The organism is Bordetella pseudohinzii, assembly GCF_000657795.2.
In the GTDB taxonomy this organism is placed as follows: Bacteria; Pseudomonadota; Gammaproteobacteria; order Burkholderiales; family Burkholderiaceae_B; genus Bordetella; species Bordetella pseudohinzii.
Map to the genome: position 1 here is coordinate 46,578 of NZ_JHEP02000016.1, position 19,717 is coordinate 66,294.

The 19,717-nt window shown below is 69.5% G+C and carries 19 protein-coding genes; 8 read left to right on the forward strand and 11 right to left on the reverse strand.

The features are described 5' to 3' along the window. Both L540_RS18085 and L540_RS18090 read right to left on the reverse strand, forming a co-directional pair. A complete protein-coding gene (locus tag L540_RS18085; protein WP_082149690.1) occupies positions 1 to 1,323 on the reverse strand; it encodes a DUF3300 domain-containing protein in 1,323 nt (440 codons plus the stop codon). A 97-nt stretch (positions 1,324 to 1,420) separates the two neighbouring features. Then, the gene (locus L540_RS18090; RefSeq protein ID WP_043214868.1) at positions 1,421 to 2,581 is read right to left on the reverse strand and encodes a metallophosphoesterase; all 1,161 of its coding nucleotides are present in this window, start codon (positions 2,579 to 2,581) and stop codon (positions 1,421 to 1,423) included. A 98-nt stretch (positions 2,582 to 2,679) separates the two neighbouring features. Between L540_RS18090 and L540_RS18095 the strand changes: the two genes are divergently transcribed. After that, positions 2,680 to 2,988, forward strand: coding sequence for a putative signal transducing protein (locus L540_RS18095; protein ID WP_043214866.1), 309 nt, complete (start codon positions 2,680 to 2,682; stop codon positions 2,986 to 2,988). Between the two features lie 31 nt (positions 2,989 to 3,019). Here L540_RS18095 and L540_RS18100 read toward each other — a convergent pair whose 3' ends face one another. The 3 genes from L540_RS18100 to L540_RS18110 form a co-directional block, all read right to left on the reverse strand. Further along, positions 3,020 to 4,261: an MFS transporter gene (locus L540_RS18100; RefSeq protein ID WP_043214864.1), complete on the reverse strand. Its 1,242-nt coding sequence runs from the start codon at positions 4,259 to 4,261 to the stop codon at positions 3,020 to 3,022. A gap of 141 nt (positions 4,262 to 4,402) precedes the next feature. Beyond that, complete coding sequence (locus tag L540_RS18105; RefSeq protein ID WP_043214862.1) at positions 4,403 to 4,735, reverse strand: DUF4148 domain-containing protein; 333 nt, start codon at positions 4,733 to 4,735, stop codon at positions 4,403 to 4,405. Positions 4,736 to 4,892: 157 nt separating this feature from the next. Continuing rightward, positions 4,893 to 6,281, reverse strand: coding sequence for a GntP family permease (locus tag L540_RS18110; protein ID WP_043214860.1), 1,389 nt, complete (start codon positions 6,279 to 6,281; stop codon positions 4,893 to 4,895). 141 nt (positions 6,282 to 6,422) lie between these two features. Here L540_RS18110 and L540_RS18115 point away from each other — a divergent pair, with 141 nt between their 5' ends. After that, on the forward strand, positions 6,423 to 7,034 hold the full coding sequence (locus L540_RS18115) for a glutathione S-transferase family protein (RefSeq protein ID WP_043214858.1): 612 nt from the start codon (positions 6,423 to 6,425) through the stop codon (positions 7,032 to 7,034). On the opposite strand, the gene L540_RS18120 is transcribed toward L540_RS18115, so the two are convergent. After that, a complete protein-coding gene (locus L540_RS18120) occupies positions 7,019 to 8,086 on the reverse strand; it encodes an NAD(P)H-dependent flavin oxidoreductase (protein ID WP_043214856.1) in 1,068 nt (355 codons plus the stop codon). The two genes, L540_RS18115 and L540_RS18120, sit on opposite strands and share 16 nt — an antisense overlap. A gap of 17 nt (positions 8,087 to 8,103) precedes the next feature. Then, positions 8,104 to 8,949 carry a LysR family transcriptional regulator gene (locus L540_RS18125; protein WP_043214852.1) on the reverse strand — a complete coding sequence of 282 codons (846 nt, stop codon included), beginning with the start codon at positions 8,947 to 8,949 and terminating at the stop codon, positions 8,104 to 8,106. 127 nt (positions 8,950 to 9,076) lie between these two features. Here L540_RS18125 and L540_RS18130 point away from each other — a divergent pair, with 127 nt between their 5' ends. Next, a complete protein-coding gene (locus L540_RS18130) occupies positions 9,077 to 10,033 on the forward strand; it encodes an adenosine deaminase (RefSeq protein WP_043214850.1) in 957 nt (318 codons plus the stop codon). Between the two features lie 21 nt (positions 10,034 to 10,054). Here L540_RS18130 and L540_RS18135 read toward each other — a convergent pair whose 3' ends face one another. Further along, the gene (locus L540_RS18135; protein ID WP_043214848.1) at positions 10,055 to 10,543 is read right to left on the reverse strand and encodes a cupin domain-containing protein; all 489 of its coding nucleotides are present in this window, start codon (positions 10,541 to 10,543) and stop codon (positions 10,055 to 10,057) included. Positions 10,544 to 10,566: 23 nt separating this feature from the next. Further along, a complete protein-coding gene (locus L540_RS18140) occupies positions 10,567 to 11,454 on the reverse strand; it encodes a LysR family transcriptional regulator (RefSeq protein ID WP_043214846.1) in 888 nt (295 codons plus the stop codon). A 119-nt stretch (positions 11,455 to 11,573) separates the two neighbouring features. Here L540_RS18140 and L540_RS18145 point away from each other — a divergent pair, with 119 nt between their 5' ends. From L540_RS18145 to L540_RS18165, 5 genes are all read left to right on the forward strand, one after another. After that, on the forward strand, positions 11,574 to 12,425 hold the full coding sequence (locus L540_RS18145; protein WP_043214844.1) for an isocitrate lyase/PEP mutase family protein: 852 nt from the start codon (positions 11,574 to 11,576) through the stop codon (positions 12,423 to 12,425). Positions 12,426 to 12,459: 34 nt separating this feature from the next. Further along, the gene (locus L540_RS18150; protein ID WP_043214843.1) at positions 12,460 to 13,425 is read left to right on the forward strand and encodes a tripartite tricarboxylate transporter substrate binding protein; all 966 of its coding nucleotides are present in this window, start codon (positions 12,460 to 12,462) and stop codon (positions 13,423 to 13,425) included. Positions 13,426 to 13,532: 107 nt separating this feature from the next. Further along, positions 13,533 to 15,032 carry an ABC transporter substrate-binding protein gene (locus L540_RS18155; protein WP_043214841.1) on the forward strand — a complete coding sequence of 500 codons (1,500 nt, stop codon included), beginning with the start codon at positions 13,533 to 13,535 and terminating at the stop codon, positions 15,030 to 15,032. 14 nt (positions 15,033 to 15,046) lie between these two features. Next, a complete protein-coding gene (locus L540_RS18160; RefSeq protein WP_197085669.1) occupies positions 15,047 to 16,843 on the forward strand; it encodes a gamma-glutamyltransferase family protein in 1,797 nt (598 codons plus the stop codon). Between the two features lie 5 nt (positions 16,844 to 16,848). Further along, on the forward strand, positions 16,849 to 17,253 hold the full coding sequence (locus L540_RS18165) for a hypothetical protein (RefSeq protein WP_048026608.1): 405 nt from the start codon (positions 16,849 to 16,851) through the stop codon (positions 17,251 to 17,253). Between the two features lie 68 nt (positions 17,254 to 17,321). On the opposite strand, the gene L540_RS18170 is transcribed toward L540_RS18165, so the two are convergent. Together L540_RS18170 and L540_RS18175 are read right to left on the reverse strand one after the other, a co-directional pair. Then, positions 17,322 to 17,882 carry a MarR family winged helix-turn-helix transcriptional regulator gene (locus L540_RS18170; RefSeq protein WP_043214838.1) on the reverse strand — a complete coding sequence of 187 codons (561 nt, stop codon included), beginning with the start codon at positions 17,880 to 17,882 and terminating at the stop codon, positions 17,322 to 17,324. Between the two features lie 35 nt (positions 17,883 to 17,917). After that, on the reverse strand, positions 17,918 to 19,597 hold the full coding sequence (locus L540_RS18175) for a collagen-like triple helix repeat-containing protein (protein WP_043214837.1): 1,680 nt from the start codon (positions 19,595 to 19,597) through the stop codon (positions 17,918 to 17,920). Positions 19,598 to 19,717 lie beyond the last annotated feature (120 nt).

Below are 19,717 nucleotides of genomic sequence, written 5' to 3' on the forward strand. Positions count from 1 at the left end.
TTATCTCCGGCCCCTGCCGAGATGGGCGCCGCCGCGCTGCATATGGAAGGAAGATTGCGCCGCGCCGCCGCGTTCGAGCTGGCCGCGCATGGCTTCGCCATTGCCCGCGCCCCGGAAGGCCGAGGAGCGGTTCATGGTTTCGGCATGATGCTGGGCGTTGCGTTGGTCCATGCGCTGGCGCTGCTCGGGACTCAGCTGCGCCTGCCCGGCGCGCGGGCCGAAGCCGCCGTCGTGGGCGCGCGCCTGGCCGCCCTGGCCCATGCCGGCTTCGCCCGCGCGGCCCGGGCGCTGCACCGCGTGTCCCGGTATGGATTGGCCCGTGCGGTTCTGGAAGGCTTGCGCGGCGCGCTCGCGCTCGGCATCGCGCCCCTGCATGGCCGGACGGCCCGCGGGCGTGGCGCCGCCGGGGCGGCCAGCCTGGCGCGCGGCATCGAAGCGCTGCGCCACTTCCGGGTTGCGATAGGGCACGTTGCCCCGGTTGGCCGGGTTGTGCTGCCAGGCGGCGCGGCCGTTGGCATTGGGCGGCGGCGGGGGCATGCGATGGCCGGGATTGATGTTGTTGTAGCGGTTCACATTGATGTCGACATCGTAGTGCCCCCAGTTCATGCCGCCCCACAGCGAGTTCACCGCGGCCACGCCCAGGCCGAATCCGATGCCGCTCACCAGGGCGGTGGCGAAGACCGAGCCGGGCGGCGGCGGGTAATAGGCGGGCGGATAGGCCGGATAGGGCCAGGCGCCGTAGACCACGGTGGGGTTGTAGCTGGGCACGTAGACCACCTGCGGATTGGCCGGCGCGATGCTGATGACCGTGGTGTTGCCGGGCCCGGACTGGGTGCTGACCGTCTGCTGCGGCGTGCTCTTGAGCGTGCCGGCCTGCTTGGCTTGCGCGCGCAGGCGCTGGGCGGCGTTCATCACGTCGTCGGGCTGGGCCAGGAAGGCGTCGCCCACCGAGGCGACCCATTGCGGCTGGCGGCCCATCATGTCCAGCACGGAAGGAAATGCCGCCAGCGATTTGACACTGGGATCCCAGCCCTGGTCTTGCACGGCCTTGACGGCGGCGTCGCCGGACAGCGACGTGTGTTGCGCGGACCAGGCGGCCGCGGCGGCCACATCGGCCGGATAGGTGGCCGCCATCAGGATCTGGGACAGCAGGGCATCGGGGTAGAGCGCGATCGGCGCCAGCATCTGGTCCAGCTGGGCGCGGTCCAGCTTGGCCGAGGGCGCCTGGGCGGCGGGCGCGGCCTGGGCCCAGGCCGCTGGCGGCGGCGCCGCGATGAGACAAAGCACCCACAAACCCGCCAGCAAACCAGAACGTGCACGCATCGCAGCCTCCGCCGTCAGGCAAGAACATTAGGGGGCCGCCCGGCGGCCCTGCGGTCATGCTTGGGTTCGCCCATTCTCGCGGGAAATCCGCCGGATTTCAAATCGCCCGGACCAGGCGGACCAGGCTGATTTCGGAAGGGGCGGCCAGCCGCATGGGCGGCCCCCAATAGCCGGTGCCCCGGCTGGTGTAGACCCAGAGGCCGTCCTGCCGGTGCAGGCCGGCCGTGAAGGGCTGCTGCAGGCGCACGAAAAACCCCCAGGGGAAGAACTGGCCGCCATGGGTATGGCCCGAGAGCTGCAAGGTATAGCCCAGCGGCGCGGCGGCCAGGGCGCTGCGCGGCTGGTGGGCCAGCAGAAGCTTGACCGGAGCACCGGCCGGCGCGCCGCGCAGGGCCTTGGCGGGGTTGCTGCGCTGGCCGGGGTCGAAGGCGCCGGCGCCGAAGTCGGTGACGCCGGCCACCACCACCTGCCGGCCCTTGATCGTCAGCGCCACATGCTCGTTGAGCAGGACTTTCAGGCCCAGCCGGCGGAACTCGGCGATCCAGGACGCCGCGCCCGAGTAGTACTCGTGGTTGCCGGTCACCAGATAGACGCCGCCGGGGGCGCGCAGCCCCGCCAGCGGCCGGGTGTGCGGCGCGAGCTGCGCCACGCTGCCGTCGACCACATCGCCGGTGATGGCGATGATGTCCGGTTGCTGGGCGTTGACCGCGTCCACGATGGCCTGCACATAGGGCGCCTTGATGGTCGGACCCACATGGATGTCGCTGATCTGCGCGATGCGCAGGCCGTCGAGCTCGGGCGGCAGGCCGGCGATGGGCACATCGACCTGCGTCACGCGCGCCAGGCGCCGGGCATTGAAGAAGCCCAGCGCGCTGCCGGCCAGGGCCAGGAGGGGCACGGCCAGGGCCGTGCCCTGCCGCCACCGCGCCAGATCCGGCCAGCCGGCGGCCAGCCGCAGCAGGCCGCCGGCCGCCAGCGTCGCGTCGCGCAGCACGGTCAGCACGAAGAGCGAAGAGAAAAACCCCATGGCCAGAAAGCCCGCCCAGGCCAGGCGGTCGGCCCAGGGCGGGCGTCCCGAAGAGCGGCTGAGCATGCCCAGGGGGATGAGGAGGCAGGAGGCGATGAGCACCAGGGCCGCGCCCGCCCGCCAGGCCGGGCCTAGCGGGGCGTCGGGGATCAGGCGGATACCGACATAGACATGGGCCAGCGCGCCCAGCGCCAGGAAGCGGATGAAGAAAGAGGACTTGCGTAGCGCCACATTGGCTCCGGGGAGTACGCGGACGGGATAGGCTAACCCATCCCGTTCTTGGACGGCCGGCCTAAAATCGGCTTTTCCCATCCTGCGAAGGCCCGTCCATGCATAGGCTTGTCCGCGCTCCCAGTCTGTTGTTGGCCCAGCATTGGCTGAACCTGCTCAGGCAGGCCCGCGTGGCCGCCGAGCTGCACAACCGGCATTTGCAGGGCGCCTTGGGCGAGATTCCCGTCGATCAGTGCGGTCCGGAAATCTGGATCGAGCGCGAGGCCGACCGCGAATTGGCGCTGCGCCTGATCGGCTTGTCGCCGGCGGCCGAAGCGCCCGCCCTGTCCTGGGCCTGCCCGGACTGCGGCGAGCGGCTGGAGCCGCAGTTCAGCGCCTGCTGGCGCTGCGGCGCCGACCGCTCCTGAGGGCTTGCCGGCATGACCGTCTGGCGTCCTGTCAGGCCGGCGCGCTGAGCGACTTCAGCTTGCGCAGTTCCGGAAACCGCCACATCCACAGGCCGGCCACGGCCATGGTGCCCAGGCCGCCCAGCACCACGGCCGGCACGGTGCCGAAGAGGGCGGCCGTCAGGCCCGACTCGAATTCGCCCAGCTGGTTGGAGGTGCCGATGAACAGCGTGTTGACGGCGCTGACCCGGCCCAGCATGTCATCGGGCGTGTTCAGCTGCACCAGCGAAGAGCGCACCACCACGCTGATCGAGTCCGCCGCGCCCAGGACGACCAGGGCGCCCAGCGACAGCGGGATGGAGGTGGACAGGCCGAAGACCACGGTGGCCAGGCCGAACAGAAAGAGGGCGCCGAACAGCAGCCGGCCCACATGGCTGCCCAGGGACAGCCGGGCCAGGGCCAGCGACATCAGGGCCGCGCCCACGGCGGGCGCGGCGCGCAGCGCGCCCAGGGCCCAGGGTCCGGCGTCCAGGACATCCTTGGCGAACACCGGCAAGAGCGCGGTCGCCCCGCCGAGCAGGACGGCGAACAGATCCAGCGACAGCGTGCCCAGCAGAATGCGCCGGCGGGCGATGAAGCCGATGCCGGCAAACAGCGTGCGCCAGGTGGTTGGCGCCTTGCGCGCCGGCGTCCGATCCGTGCGCACGCGCAGAATGCATACCAGGCCGAAGAGATACATCACCGACGCGGCGCAATACACCCAGCCCGCGCCGATGCCATAGCCGATGCCGCCCAGGGCGGGGCCCGCGATCTGCGCGATCTGGTTGGAGGAGGCCGACAGCGCGGTGGCGCGCGGGATCCACTCGCGCGGCACGATGGCCGGAATCAGCGTCGGCAGGGTGGGCGCTTCGAAGGCGCGCGCCGAACTGATCGCCACGACGGTGAGATAGACCAGGGCCTTGCCGCCGAAACCCTGCAAGGCCGCCGCCGCCAGCAACAGCGTGGCCGCCGCTTCCAGCGCCATGCAGATGGCCACGATGCGCCGGCGGTCGTAGCGGTCGGCCACATGGCCCACCAGCAGCGTCAAACCCATCATGGGAAGGAATTGCGCCAGCCCGATCAGGCCCAGGTCCAGCGCGCTGCCGGTCAGGGCATAGATCTGCCAGCCCACGGCCACCGAGACAATCTGGTAGGCCAGCGAGGTGCAGAAGCGCGCGGCGAGAAAACGCCGGAAGGCGGGGCGGGCGAGCGGTGCGTCGGGGAGAGAAGCGTCGGCGGAGCGGGCCGTGGACATGAGGGGCGCGGCTAGGGTGGGGTGGCCGGGCCACCGAAGGCGACGATTGTAAGGACAGCCCGCTGACGCCGGCCTGGACGCGCCCGGTTCGGTCCCTGGTTTCCACGGCCCCGAGCGCCGTGTCCAGGGAGCCGGGCCGGCTTATTCACCGGCGGGAGGGTAGTCCTCCTGGTCGCTTCCCATCATGCCCATATGGCGGGCCCGGTCCATGTCATCGACGACTTGCTGGCGCGAGGCCGTCGGGTTGGCCAGGATGGGGGGAGGATAGTCTTCCTCGCCGAAACCGTACTGGCCATTGGCCTTGGCGGCCTGCAATTCATCCTGGACCTGCTGGGCGCTTTTGGCGGGCGGCGGCGTGTAGTACACCTTCCAGTCGCCGCTGCGGTCGCGCTCATAGTGGGCATCGGCGGCCTGGGCGGCCGCGCCTGCGCCCAGGGCGGCACAGACAAACAGGGTAGTAGTCAGGATCTTCATGAAAAAGCCTCCTTCGCTTGCGGCGGCCCGGGCGGGCCGCCTCATCGGCCTTGTGGGCCGATCCTGTCATGGGCTTTTGACCGCGCGCTGGCCGCGCAAGTTGCAGCAATAAACAGGGGAGGATTCCCGCAGTTGTCACCGATCGTAAGAGGACGGATCAGAACGAGCCGAAAAGCGTCCCCAGCACGATCACGGTGACCAGGGCGGTGACCGGCATCAGGATGGTGACGGCGGCGATATCGCCATATGACTTGCGGTGGGTCAGGCGGCAGATGGACAGCAGGGTGATGATGGCGCCGGAGTGCGGCAGGGTGTCCATGCTGCCGGAGGCCAGCACCGCCACCCGGTGCAGCAGTTCCGGGCTGATGCCGGCCTGCTGCGCCATGGCCAGGTAGTCGCCGCCCAGCGTGGCCAGCGCGATGCTCATGCCGCCCGAGGACGAGCCGGTGATGCCGGCCAGCGTGCCCATGGCGATGGCCTCGGAGATCAGCGGATTGTGCGGCGCGACCTGCAGCACGGCGTCGCGGATGACGATAAAGCCGGCCAGGCTGGCGATGACCGCGCCGTAGCCCACTTCGGAGGCGGTGTTGAACAGCGGCAGCATGAAGCCGAACACGCCCTTGTTGACCGAGTCGCGCAGCGAGACCCAGTGCTTGAGGCGCAGCGCGATCAGCACGACGCAGGCCGTGGCCAGCGCGATGATCAGCGACCACAGGCCGGTGACCCGCTGAGGCTCCAGGCCGGCGTAACGCTCGCTCATGGCGCTGAAATCCATGTGCGGAAAGATGCCGTAGGTGAACAGGGCATTGATGCCGATCACCAGCAGCAGGGGCAGCACGGCCAGGACCAGCGGCATGCCGGGATGATCGCCCTCGTCTTGCGGCGCGGACGGCTCATCGTGCTCGCCATAGCCTTCGCCCGCGCGCGCGGCGCTCGCCGCGCGGCCGCGCAGCCAGGCCATGCCGGCCAGGAGCATGATGGCCGCGGCGATCAGGCCCAGCCCCGGCGCGGCGAAGACATTGGTGCCGAAGTAGGGGATGGGAATGGCGTTCTGGATGGACGGCGTGCCGGGCAGGGCGGTCATGGTCAGGGTGAAGGAGCCCAGCGCGATCGAGGCGGGGATGAGCCGCTTGGGGATGTCGGCGTCGCGGAACAGGGCCACGGCGATGGGATACACCGCGAACGCCACCACGAACAGCGACACGCCGCCATAGGTCAGCACCGCGCAGGCCAGCACCACGGTCAGGATGGCGTGGCGGGTGCCGAGCTTTTCCTTGATCCAGCGCGCGATGGCATGGGCGGCGCCGGAGTCGGCCATCAACTGGCCAAACAGCGCGCCCAGCAGGAAGATGGGCAGGAACTGGACGACATAGCTGCCCAGGGCGGTCATGAAGGTCTGCGTATAGGCCGGCAGCAGCACGGCCAGGTCGCCGGAGAGGATGACCGCCAGCGCGGCCATGATGGGCGCGAGGATCAATACGGTCACGCCGCGATAGGCGAAGAACATCAACAGCAGCAGCGAAATGACAATGGCCAGCGTTCCCATCGGTGGATTTCCCTTGAAGCGTGAAGAGATGCCCTTGCATGGTAGCAGCCGGCGGTTGCGCCCGCGCCAGGCCGCAACGGTATCTGTCGTTATCCCGGCCGCCGCCGTAGACTGGCGTTTTCAATCTGGCGGCGGATAGGCATGCGTATCCTGGGCAAGGCTTCTTCCATCAATGTGCGCAAAGTCCTGTGGGCTTGCGACGAACTGCGCGTGCGCTACACGCGCGAAGACTGGGGCTCGGGGTTCCGGGCCCTGGACGAGCCGGGTTTTCTGGCGCTCAACCCCAATGCCCAGATTCCGGTCCTCGTCGATGGCGATTTCGTGCTCTGGGAATCCAACAGCATTCTGCGCTATCTGGCCAACCAGTATGAGGGCGCCTGGCTATACCCGGCCGCGCCGCGCGAGCGGGCGCGGGTGGATCAATGGATGGACTGGCAGGCGACCGACCTGAACTCGGCCTGGCGCTACGCCTTCATGGCCCTGGCGCGGCGCGCGCCGGCCTTCCAGGACGCGGCGCAGATCCGCGCCTCCTGCCTAGCCTGGTCACGCGCCATGGGCGTGCTGGAGGCGCGCCTGGCCGACACTGGCGCCTATGTGGCGGGGGCGGCTTTCAGCCTGGCCGATATCGTGATCGGCCTGTCGGTGCTGCGGTGGCGCGCGACCGATTTCGACCGGCCGGCGCTGCCGGCCGTCGAGGCCTATTGCGCCAGGCTGGCCGAGCGGCCCGGCTTCACGGCCTACGCCGAAGCCTGAGCCCGGCGCCATTCCTCGGCCAGCGCCGCCACCAGCTCGGCGGCGGGCAGGCCGCGGGACAGGGCGGCGGCCTGGCCGGCCCATTGCGCGGCATAGCCGTGCTCGCCCTTGGCTTTGGCTGCCGCGTTCAGCGCCTTGCCGGCATCGTAGGTCATGGGGTAGTCGGGCGCGGGCGGGGTGCCGGCGGCTTCGCCGAACTCGGTAAAGCGGTTGACGACGCTGCGCGCCAGCCGGCCGGAGATGGCGCGCGTGAAGGCGGTGGCCACATGCTCATGGCCCAGCAGGGCCTGGCGGTAGGCGGCGTCGGCCGAAGACTCCGGGCAGCTGATGAAGGCCGTGCCCAGCTGGGCGGCCTGGGCGCCCAGGGCCAGGGCCGCCGCGATGCCGCCGCCATCCATGATGCCGCCGGCCGCGATCACGGGCCGCTGCAGGCGGGCCGCCAGCAGGCGGGTCAGGGCCAGGGTGCCCAGGCGCTCGTCGCGCGGCGTGTCATCGAAGGTGCCGCGATGTCCGCCCGCCTCGATGCCCTGCGCCACGATGGCGTCCACGCCGGCCTCGGCGATGCGGCGCGCCTCGTCGGGCTGGGTGGCCGTGGCCATCAGATAGATGCCGGCGGCGCGCAGGGCGTCCAGTTTCTTGCGCGCCGGCAGGCCGAAATGCAGGCTGACCACGGCCGGGCGCGTCTCCAGCAGCATCTGCAGCATCTCTTCGTCGGTCTGAAAACTGGTGTAGATCTCCTTGAGCGCGGCGGGCGGCGCGGCGCCGAATTCGGCAAAGCGCGGGGCCAGCGCCCGCAGCCAGGCGGCCTCGCGCGCCGGGTCGGACACGGCCGGGCGATGGCAGAAAAGATTCACCGCGAAGGGGCGCGAGGTCAGCGCGCGCGTTTCATCGATGGCTTTGCGCGCGGCCTGCGCATTGCCCGCGCCCAGGCCGAGCGCGCCCAGGCCGCCGGCATTGGAGACGGCGGCGGCCAGGGCAGGGGTGCTGACGCCGGCCATGGGCGCCTGCACGAGCGGCAGCGCCAGGCCCAGGCGGGAGGTGAAATCGTTCATGGGGAAACTCCGTAAAGTCAGTCGCGCAGCGCCCCGAGCAGCGCTTGGTAATTGGCGCTGTCATGGCCTTCGCGGCGGATGAGAAAACAATGGGCCGGGCCGATGACGCGCGTCGGCAGGGACGCCGGCTGCAAGGCCAGCACCGAGCGCGGCAATACGGCCATGGCCGAGCCTGCCATCACGCAGGCCAGGATGGCGTGATAGGAGGCCAATTCCAGCATCTGCAGCCGGGCCGGGTCCGTGCCCGCCTCGCGCAGCCATTGTTCGGCGCGTTCGCGATAGGCGCAGCCCCGCGCGAAAGTGGCCAGGGCGCGTGGCTCGGCGCCGCCGGGCGGCATGACCAGCAGCAGTTCTTCGGTGAACAGATATTCGCCATGCAGCCCCGCGCCCAGCGCGCCGACGTCGGCGGGCCGTTCGGCGGCGGGGTGGGCGACGATGGCGCAGTCCAGCGCGTGGCTGGCCACGGCGTCGGCCAGAAAGCGCGTCGTGCCGGTGCGCAGCTGGATGTCCAGGTCCGGCCAGCGGCCATGCAGGCGGGCCAGCGGCGCGGGCAGGCGGCTGGCCGCCGTGCTTTCCATCGAGCCCAGGCGCAGGCGGCCGCCCGGCTCGGCCGCGCTCAGGGCCTGTTCGGCTTCCTGGGCCAGGTCCAGCAGGCGCACGGCGTAGGCGGCCAGGGTCTGGCCGGCGTCGGATAGCTGCATGCGCTTGTTTTCGCGCGTGAACAGCGCGCGGCCCAGGCGGTCTTCCAGCTGCTGGACGCGGGTGCTGACATTGGACGGGACGCGATCCAGGGCCTGGGCCGCCCGCGTCACGCTTTGTTCGCGCGCCACCGCCAGGAAGATGCGCAGATCGGAGAGTTCCATGCGGGGTTCCTTGTGCTGCCGGCCAGCATAATACAAATTCTTTTTCAGAGAACAAAATACTAGAATAATTCTTTTTTTGGAAATTCATGGCCGGCGGCGCTATCATCCAGGGAACCGAGGAGGGCTCATGCAAGACTGGCTGACCGCGCTTCCCAAGGCCGAATTGCACATCCATCTGGAGGGGTCGCTGGAGCCCGAGCTGCTGTTCGCGCTGGCCCAGCGCAACGGCGTGCGCCTGCCCTGGCCCGACATCGATGCGCTGCGCCAGGCCTACCGCTACCAGAACCTGCAGGAATTCCTCGACCTCTATTACCTGGGCGCCCAGGTCCTGCGGACCGAGCAGGATTTCTACGACCTGACCTGGGCCTATCTGCTCAAGTGCGCCCAGCAGGGCGTGAGCCACACCGAGCCCTTTTTCGATCCCCAGACCCATACCGACCGCGGCGTGCCTTTCGAAGTGGTGCTGGCCGGCATACAGGCCGCTCTTGCCGACGGGCGCCGGCAGCTGGGCATCAGCAGCGGCCTCATCCTCAGCTTTCTGCGCCACCTGCCCGAGGCTGCCGCCATGCGCACGCTGGAGCAGGCCCTGCCGCACCGCGACGCTTTCGTGGCGGTCGGCCTGGACAGCAGCGAGGCGGGCTTTCCGCCGCGCCTGTTCGAGCGGGTGTTCGCGCGCGCCCGCGCCGAAGGCCTGCCGGGCGTGGCGCACGCCGGCGAAGAAGGGCCGCCGCACTACATCTGGGAAGCGCTGGACCGGCTCAAGGTCAAGCGCATCGACCATGGCGTGCGCGCCTGGGAAGACCCACGCCTGATCGATCACCTGGCCGACCAGCAGATCCCGCTGACCGTCTGCCCCCTGTCCAATGTGCGGCTGCAGGTCTTCTCCCACATGGGCGAGCACACCGTGCTCGACATGCTGGACCGGGGCCTGAACGTCAGCGTCCATTCCGATGATCCGGCGTATTTCGGCGGCTATGTGCTGGAGAATTTCATCGCCTTGCGCGATCACCTGGCGCTGACGCCCGAGCAGGCTCGCAAGCTGGCCGACAACAGCCTGGCCGCGGCCCTGGCGCCGCGCGCTTGAGCCAGCGCCGCCGCGCCCGGTTCAGGCCCCGCCAGCGCCCAGCCGGCGTATCAGCGCCTCGTGCGAGGAATAGGCCCGCAGCAGCGCCGCGGTGTCGCCCAGCTCAAACTCGCTGAATTCAAAGCCCGGCGCGACCGTGCAGCCCACCAGCGCATAACCGGCGGGATCGGCCAGCTCGGCGCCGAACCAATTGCCCGCGCGCACCACGGCCTGGAAAGCGGTCTCGCCCGGCGTGGCGCCCAGCCGGTGCGTCACGAGGCCGCCCTGGGCCTGCAATTCGTGCACGCGCAATTCGCTGCCGGCATAGAAATGCCAGATTTCATCCGACTGGATGCGGTGCCAGGCGGAATACGCGCCATCGCACAGCAGGTAGTAGATGGCCGTGCCGGCCGCGCGGCTGGCGCCGTCGCCGCGGCGCACGGTTTCGGCGGCGCGATAGGTTTCGCGGTAATAGCCGCCCTCGGGGTGCGGGATGAGCCCCAGGCGGCGCACGATGTCTTCAGGGTTCATGGCCGTATCCGCCGGCAAAGCCTTTATTCTGCCGCGATATCGAGCAGGCGCAAGAGGTTGTCCACGACCGCCGAGCGTCGGCCATGGCGGATGGCCAGGCCCAGCACCGCGCGCGGCCAGTCCAGCTCCAGCGGCAGGTAACGGATGCCCCGGGCGCGCATATGCCGCATGGAGGCCGGCACGACGGCCACGCCGATGCCGGCGGCCACCAGGTTGACGGCCGACGAGAGCTGCGGCGCGCGCTGGCGGATGGCGGGATTGAAACCGTGGCGGCGGCAGGCGGCGATGATGTCGGCCGACAGGCCATAGCCTGACTTGCGCGAGTAATCGATGAAACGCTCATGGCGCAGATCGGCCAGCGTGAGCCGCTTGCGGGCGGCCAGGGCATGGCCGGCGGGCAGGGCGGCGATCAGGGTCTCTTCGGCCAGCGGCAGATAGCGGATCGCGCCGGACAGGGCAAAGGGCGGCCGCACGAAAGCGGCGTCGAGATCGCCGGCGGCCACGCGCTTGACCAGGGATTCGCTCTGGCTTTCATCCAGGCGCAGCTCTACATCGGGATGGCGCTGCTGATAGCCGCCGATGGCCTGGGTGACCGTGTCATTGAAAGAGGCCGATTCGGTGAACCCCAGCCGCAGCACGCCGACCTCGCCGCGCGCGGCGCGCCGGGCGATATCGCCGGCCTCGGCCACGCGCGCCAGGATGTCCTCGGCGCAGGGCAGAAAGGCGCGGCCCGCGTCGCTCAAGGCCACGCCCCGGCCCACGCGGTCAAACAGGGGAGTGCCGATTTCGCGTTCGAGTTCGCGGATCTGCTGGCTCAGGGGCGGCTGCGCCATGCCCAGCAATTCGGCGGCCCGGGTGAAATGCTGCGTCTGGGCCGTCACCACGAAGTACCGCAAATGCCTCAACTCCATTGCCTGAATCCATACTTTAAAGGTACTGGTAAGTCATTTTCCATATATTAGACATTTGGATTGAATCTGACCATCATGGCGACCCCTGGGGCCGCGGCCCGCATGCAAGGAGTTTGCTGATGAAACCCACCCAACAACTGCGCCAGGCCCTGTCGGCCGGCAAGACCCTGGTGGCGCCTGGCGCCTATGACGGCATGTCGGCCCGCCTGGTCGCCATGGCCGGCTTCGAGGCGGTCTACGCCAGCGGCGGCGCCATCGCGCGCGCCGCCGGCTATCCCGACCTGGGCATCCTGAGCTTTACCGAAGTGCTGGACCGCATCGAGAAAATCGTCGAGGCCAGCGGCCTGCCCGTGGTGGCCGATGCCGACACCGGCTTCGGCGGCTCGGCCAATGTCGAGCGCACCGTGCGCGCCTTCGAGCGCGCGGGCGTGGCGGCCTTCCATATCGAAGACCAGTCTTTCCCCAAGCGTTGCGGCCATCTGGATGACAAAAGCCTGGTGGACGCTGACGAGATGTGCCTGAAGATCCGCATCGCGCGCCAGACCCTGGCCGATCCCGATTGCCTGGTGATCGCGCGCACCGACGCGATTGCCGTGGAGGGCTTCGAGGCCGCCATCGCGCGCGCCGAGCGCTATGTCCAGGCCGGCGCCGACATGATCTTCGTCGAGGCGCCCGAGACGCTCGAACAGATCCGCGAGATCGCCCGCCGCCTGCCCGGCCCCAAACTCATCAATATGTTCTACGGCGGCAAGACCCCGCTGGTGCCGATCGACGAACTGTCGGCCCTGGGATACCAGCTCGCCATCATTCCTTCGGATCTGCAGCGCGCCGCCATTCATGCCATGCAGAAGACGCTCGCCCAGATCCGTGCAACCGGCGATTCCAGCGCGTTGGCCGAGGAGCTCACCAGCTTCAAGGAACGCGAGGAAATCGTGCAAACGCGCCGCTATCTGGCGCTGGACGCGCTGTAGTCCGCGCGTTCTTGTTTTTAGAGGAGACACTCCCATGAAACCTTCGTTCAAGGCCGCCGCCGCGCTGGCCCTGGCCGGCCTGGCCTTCGGCGCCCAGGCCGCCGAATGGCCCGCCCATCCGATCACCTTCGTCGCGCCCTTCTCGGCCGGCGGCGCCAATGACCTGGTGGCCCGCATCATCGCCAAGGCGGTGGGCGCCGAGCTCAAGCAGAACATCATCGTCGAGAACCGGCCAGGCGCCGGCGGCGTGGTCGGCTCGGCCCATGTGGCCCGCAGCGCCCCCGATGGCTATACCTATCTGGTCGGCAGCAATGGCACCGTCACCAACAGCCTGATCCGTTCCGACCAGCCCTATAAGGACGAGGAACTCACGCCGGTGGCCCTGTTGTCGGTCACGCCCTCGGTCATCGTCACCAGCCCCGACAATCCCGCCAAGGACCTGAAGGAATTCGTCGCGAACGCGCGCGCCAAGAAGACCGACCGCATCACTTTCTCGACGGCCGGCAACGGCAGCACGCCGCACTTCGTGGCGGTCATGATGAAGGAGGCCACCGGCCTGCCGGTCGAGCCTATCTCGTACAAGAGCGGTTCGGAAGGCGTGACCGCCGTGGTCGGCAAACAGGTCGACGCCACCTCCGAGGCCAGCATCGTCACGCTGCCCCTGGTCAAGTCGGGCAAGCTCAAGGCCCTGGCCACCACGCTGGACAAGCGCATGGCCAGCGCGCCGGATATTCCGACGACCAAGGAGGCCGGTTTCCCCGGCATCCTGATCGGCCACTGGGCCGGCCTGTACGCGCCGGCCGGCACGCCAGCCGACGTGATGGACAAGATGAACGCCGCCGTCAACCGGGCGCTGCAGACCAAGGAGGTGCAGGACGCGCTCAAGCAGAGCAGCATCGAGCCGGGCGGCGGCAGCCGCGCCGAGTTCAGCGCCTTTGCGACCAACGAGCGCGCCCGCCTGGGCGAGGTGGTCAAGCAGGGCCATATGCGCGGCGACTGAGCGGCCCTCGTGGCTTGCCGCAACGCAAAAACGCCGGGCACGTCCCGGCGTTTTGTCTTTTTTCACAAGAGTAGAATGGCCGGCAATGTTTCTAGGGGGAAACCTATATGTCCAAACTCCGTCTCGCCCTGGCCATCGCCGGCCTGGCCGCCACCACCGCCGTTTCGGCACAAACCCTGCGCATCGGCCTGCAGGATGATCCCGATGTGCTGGACCCCGCCCGCGCGCGCACCTTCGTGGGCCGCATCGTGTTCGCCTCCCTGTGCGATCGCCTGGTGGACATCACGCCCGACCTGAAATTCGTGCCCCAGCTGGCCGAGTCCTGGTCCACCTCCGAGGACGGCAAATCGCTGACCTTCAAGCTGCGCAAGGGCGCCGTCTATCATGACGGCACGCCCATCGACGCGGCCTCGGTCAAGGCCAATCTCGAGCGCGCCATGACCCTGCCCGACAGCAACCGCAAGAGCGAGCTGTCCTCGGTGGGCAGCGTGGAAGCGCCCGATGCCCAGACCGTCGTGCTGCGCCTGAAGGACGCCGACGCCTCGCTGCTGTCGCAGCTGTCCGACCGCGCCGGCATGATGATTTCGCCGGCCTCCTTCGACAAGGATCCGGGCAGCAAGCCCGTCTGCTCCGGTCCCTACCGCTTCAAGGAGCGTGTCCAGAACGACCGCATCGTGCTGGAAAAATTTCCGCAATACTGGGATGCGGCCAGCTACCACTTCGACCAGCTGGTCTTCACGCCCATCCCCGATTCGACCGTGCGCCTGAACAATCTGCGCGCCGGCGGCCTGGACATCGTCGAGCGCATCGCGCCCACCGATGCCGATGCGGTCAAGAACGATGCCAAGCTGACCCTGGCGCCGGTCACCGGCCTGGGCTTCCAGTCCATCGCCGTGAACATCGCCAACGGCGCGCGCGCCGATACGCCCCTGGCCAAGGACGCGCGCGTGCGCCAGGCGCTGGACCTGGCCATCGACCGCGATGTCATCAACCAGGTCGTGGGCCAGGGCATGTTCCAGCCGGCCCACCAGCCCTTCCCGCCGGCCAGCTTCGCCTATGACAAGCGCGTCGAGCACGCCGGCCGCGATCCCAAGAAAGCCCAGGCCCTGCTCAAGGCCGCCGGCCTGGACCGCGTGAAGTTCGAGCTTACCTACGGCAACAACACCACCATGCAGCAGGTGATGGAGCTGATCCAGGCCATGGGCGCCGAAGCCGGCTTCGACATCACCCTGCGTCCGCTGGAGTTCGCCGCAGTCCAGGCCGCCCTGGCGCGCGGCGATTTCCAGGTCGGGCAGACCGGCTGGTCCGGCCGCGTCGATCCGAGCGGCAATATCCATCAGTACGTCAGCTGCAAGGGCAATCTGAATGACGGCCGCTTCTGCGACGCCGAGATCGACAAATGGCTCAACGAAGCCCGTTCGATCGCCGACGAAGGCAAGCGCCGCGCGCTCTACAGCCAGGTGCTGCAGAAGATGACGGCCGAGCGTCCGCAGATCTATCTCTTCTACCTGCCTTGGATTTTCGGCGTGCAGAAGACGATCGACGGCTTTGTCGCCTACCCCGATGGCCTGATCCGCCTGAAGGACGTCAAGGTGGCCAAGAAATGATCATGGACACGCGCATGTTCACGACCCGCCCGGAGATCCTGGGCAGCTTCGGCGTGGTGACCTCCACGCACTGGCTGGCCAGCGCCAGCGGCATGAGCCTGCTGGAGCGCGGCGGCAATGCTTTCGATGCCGCGGTGGCCGCCGGCTTCGTGCTGCAAGTGGTCGAACCCCACCTGGTGGGTCCGGCCGGAGAAGTGCCGGTGCTGTTTCACGCCGCGCGCACGGGCAAGACCGAGGTGCTTTGCGGCCAGGGCCCCACGCCGGCCGGCGCCACGCTGGAGCACTACCGCGGACTGGGGCTGGACCTCATCCCCGGCAACGGTCTCCTGCCGGCCGTGATCCCGGGCGCCTTCGACGCCTGGATGCTGCTGCTGCGCGACCACGGGTCCATGCGCGTGCGCGATGTCCTTGAACCGGCGATCTTCTACGCCGAATCCGGCCATGCGCTGATGCCCCGCATCAGCAACACCATCGCCGGCCTGAAAGACTTCTTCCAACAGCATTGGCCGACCACGGCCGAGGTCTACCTGCCCGGCGGGCAGGTGCCGGCCGCGGGCAAGTTGTTCCGCAACCCCGCGCTGGCGCGCACCTGGCGCCGGGTGCTGGAGGCGGCCGAGGCCGCGGGCAATGAGCGCGAGCGCCAGATCGACGCGGCGCGCGACGCTTTCTACCGGGGCTTTGTCGCCGAGGCCATCGACCGCTTCGCCCAGACCGAAGTCATGGACGAAAGCGGCCGCGCGCATCGCGGCGTGCTGCGCGCCAGCGACCTGGCCGGCTGGTCGGCCAGCTACGAGGCGCCGCTGACCTACGACTACGGCGAATACACCGTCGCCAAGGCCGGCGCCTGGAGCCAGGGGCCGGCCTTTTTGCAGACCCTGGCCCTGCTCAAGGGCACGGACCTGGGCGCGCTGGGCGCCAACAGCGCCGCCTTCATCCATCGCGTGACCGAGGCCATGAAACTGGCTTTCGCCGACCGCGAGGTCTATTACGGCGATCCGCGCTTTACCGAGGTGCCGCTCGACGTCCTGCTCTCGGATGCCTATAACGATGCGCGCCGCGCCCTCATTGGCGAGGCGGCCTCGCATGAATTGCGGCCCGGGCAGGTGCCGGGTTTCGAGGCCCAGCTGGCGCGCGTGATGGACACGCTGTCGCGCCTGTCCAAGGTCACGCCGGTGGGCGCGGCCGGCAGCGAGCCCACTCTGGCCGACATGCGCGCCTCGGTCAAGCGCGGCGACACGACCCACGTGGACGTCATCGACCGCTGGGGCAATATGGTGTCGGCCACGCCTTCGGGCGGCTGGTTCCAGTCCTCGCCCGTCATCCCGGAGCTGGGCTTCGGCCTGAACACGCGGGCCCAGATGTTCTGGCTGGAGCCGGACCTGCCCTGCTCGCTGGCGCCGGGCAAGCGGCCGCGCACCACGCTCACGCCCTCGCTGGCGCTGCGTGGCGGCAAACCGTATATGGTGTTCGGCACGCCGGGCGGCGACCAGCAGGAGCAATGGCAGTTGCTGCTCTTCCTGCGCCACGTGCACCATGGCCTCAATCTCCAGGAGGCCATCGACATGCCCATGTCGCATACCCAGCATTTCCCGACCTCTTTCTACCCGCGCGACCGCAAGCCGGGCCATCTGGCGCTCGAAGCCAGCTTCGGCGCCGAGGTGATCGACGACCTGCGCGCGCGCGGCCACCAGATCGAGGAAGTGCCAGCCTGGAGCGTGGGCCGCCTGACGGCCGCCACGCGCGACGCAGACGGTCTCCTGCACGCCGCGGCCACGCCGCGATTGATGCAGGCCTACGCCATCGGCCGTTAGCCGCCATGGCCGGACGCCATCCGCTGTTCGAACCGCCCCGGAAAAAGACGCGCGCGCGCCTGAATTCCCTGGCCTGGGTGTTCGAGCCGCTGGAAGACGAGCCCGGCTATGCGCGGCGCAAGATGTTCGGCTGCGACGCCGCCTATCTGGACGGCCTGCTCTGTCTGGTTGTCGCGGACCGGGCGGAGCCCTGGAACGGCCTGCTGGTCTGCACCGCGCAAGACCAGCATGCCAGCCTCATGGCGCAGATGCCGGCCTTGCGGCCGCATCCCGTGCTGGGCAAATGGCTGTATCTGCCGCAAGACCACGAAGACTTCGAGTCGCTGGCCAGCGCCATCGTCATGGGCGTGCGGGCGCGTGACGGGCGCATCGGCGTGGCGCCCAGGCGGCGCGCGCGCAAGACGGCGTAGCCGCCCGTCATAAAAAAGGCCGCCCCGCCGGCGGCCGTTGTCAGGTCCTCTCGCGGGGCGGCCCGGTCTCAGTTTTCCATCATGTCGCGGCCGCTGCGGGCCTGCAGCCACTGCTGCGTGTCGTGACGCAGGCTGCGGACATACTGCAGCAGGAAGGCCTGCACCGCGCGCATCTGCTGCGCGTCGAACTGCCGGCTCAGGAAGTGCACCTCCTCCAGGACGGCCTGGCGGGCCTGGACCAGCGCCTTGCAGCGCTCGGCGATGGGGCGGATCACGATGATGCGCCGGTCCAGCGGATGCCGCCCTCGCTGGATAAAGCCCGCGGCTTCCAGACGGTTGATCAAGGCCGTGGCGCCGCCCCAGCTGATTCCCAGCAGTTGGCCGAGCTGGCCGGTCGGCAAGGCATCCAGTTCCTGAACCAGCTCCAGGGCCTTGAGCTCCGTGATGGACAGGCCGAGTTTTTCGGCGACCGCGGCCTGCCTGGCCGCGGCGTACACCGCCAGTTGCTGGCTCAGGATCGCCGCGATGTCGGCGATGGCGCCGGCCTGGGGAGCCGGCGGCTCCCCGCTGGCGCCGAACTCGGCATCGTTGTGGCGTTCTTCGGTGACGATACGGGCTGCTTCGAACATGGCGTCGCTCCGGGAGGGTTGCTCGTTCCGGGGGATTACTTCTTGCCGCCCAGGCCGCCCAGCACGCCGCCGAGCAGACCGCCGTTGGTCGCGCCGGTGGCCGTGCCGCCTGTCGTGCCTGCGGTAACCCCGCCCAGCAGTCCGCCGAGCAGGCCGCCGCTGGCCGCGCCGCCGCCGGTCGAGCCGGTGCCGCCGGTCGCGCCGCCGGTCACGGTGGCCACGGTCGTGGTCACCGTGTTGACCACGCCGCCCACCAGGCCGCCGCTGGCGCCGCCGCCCAGCACGCCGCTCAGCGCGCCGCCGTTGGCCGCGCCGCTGGCTGCGTTATTGGCCGTGCCGGTCGCTCCGGCGAGTACGCCGCCCAGCAATCCGCCATTGGCCGCGCCCCCGGTCGAGCCGCCGCCCGACGCGCCGCCGGTCAGACCGCCCAACAGGCCGGCATTGCCGCCCGTGCCGCCGGCCGCGCCTCCCGTCAGGCCACCCACCAGGCCTGTCACGGGCGAGAGCAGGCCGCCGTTGGCATTACCGCCGGTCACGCCGCCCAGCACACCACCGGTGATCGGCGAGAGCAGGCCGCCGTTGCCGGCCAGGCCGCCGGTCAGCGAGGCGACCGCGCCGGTGGCGTCCTTCAGCACCGCGCCGAGCGGATTGGGGTTGTGGGCGTCGGCCTTGACCAGGCCGCCGGCATGCGCCACCGCATTGCCCACGCCTTGCAGCACGCCGTTCAGACTGCCGACCGGCAGCCCGCCGCCGAGATTGCCGCCGGCGCCGGCGATGGTGCCGCCCACGCTGGTGAGCAGGCCCGAGACCGGCGTGCCCAGGGTGGTCGTGGCGCCCACGGTCTGTGTCAGGTTGGTCACTGTCGCGGCGATCGGCGCCGCGGTCGGATCCAGCCCGGCGCCCACGGCGCTCAGGGCCGGCTGCAGGCCCAGCGGCAGCACATTGTCCGCGGCCTTGCCGGTATTGTTCAGGGCGGGTTCCAGCAGGGGACCCTTGGATTGGCCCAGCACACCGCCGGTCAATCCCGTCACGGTTTGGGTCACGGGCTGCAGCAGGCCCCCGTTGCCAGCCAGGCCGGCGGTGAGGGCGCCCACCGCTCCGGTGGCGTTCGTGGCCACGGTGGTCAGGGGATCGGGGTTCTTGGGGTCGGCCACCAGCAGGCCGCCGACACTGCTCACGGTGTCGCCCAGGCCGCTGACCAGGCCGCCGACGCCGGTGCTCAGGCCGCCGGGCAGGCCGGTGCCGGACAGGGTGTCGCCCAGACCGCCGACGGTATCGCCCACCGACCTCGTCGTGCGGGCCAAGGGCTGGCCCAGGCCCGTCGCGCTGCCGACGGTCTGGGTCAGGTTCTCGACGGTGTCCACCACCGGCTTGACCGTGGGATCCAGCGCTTTGCCGACCCCGCCCAGCGCGGCCGATGTATTCAAGGGCAGGACATTATCGACCGCGCCGCCGGTGCCGCCCAGCGTGGCTTGCAGCAGACCGGCCGTGGTCGTATTGGTCGGGGGATTGGTGGGCGTGTCTCCGCCTCCGCCGCCTCCACCGCCACCACCTCCAATATCACCGCCGCCGCCCAGCCCCAGGCCGGCGGCGCTGGCGGAACGGTGGCTGCCGCCGCCGCCGCCGCAAGCGGTCAGGGCCGCCAGCATCACGGCGCTCATCACGGAAAGCGCAAACCGGGTGGTCTGGCGGCGATTTTGAGTCTTCACTTGCATGATGTGCTCCTTTGGATGGGAAGTCAGGCCGTTTGCCGCCCGATGCCTTTCCCTACGCAGGATTCATGCCAAGTTTTTACGGATTATCCCTGATGCCGGAATTTTGTTCCGTCATGGATT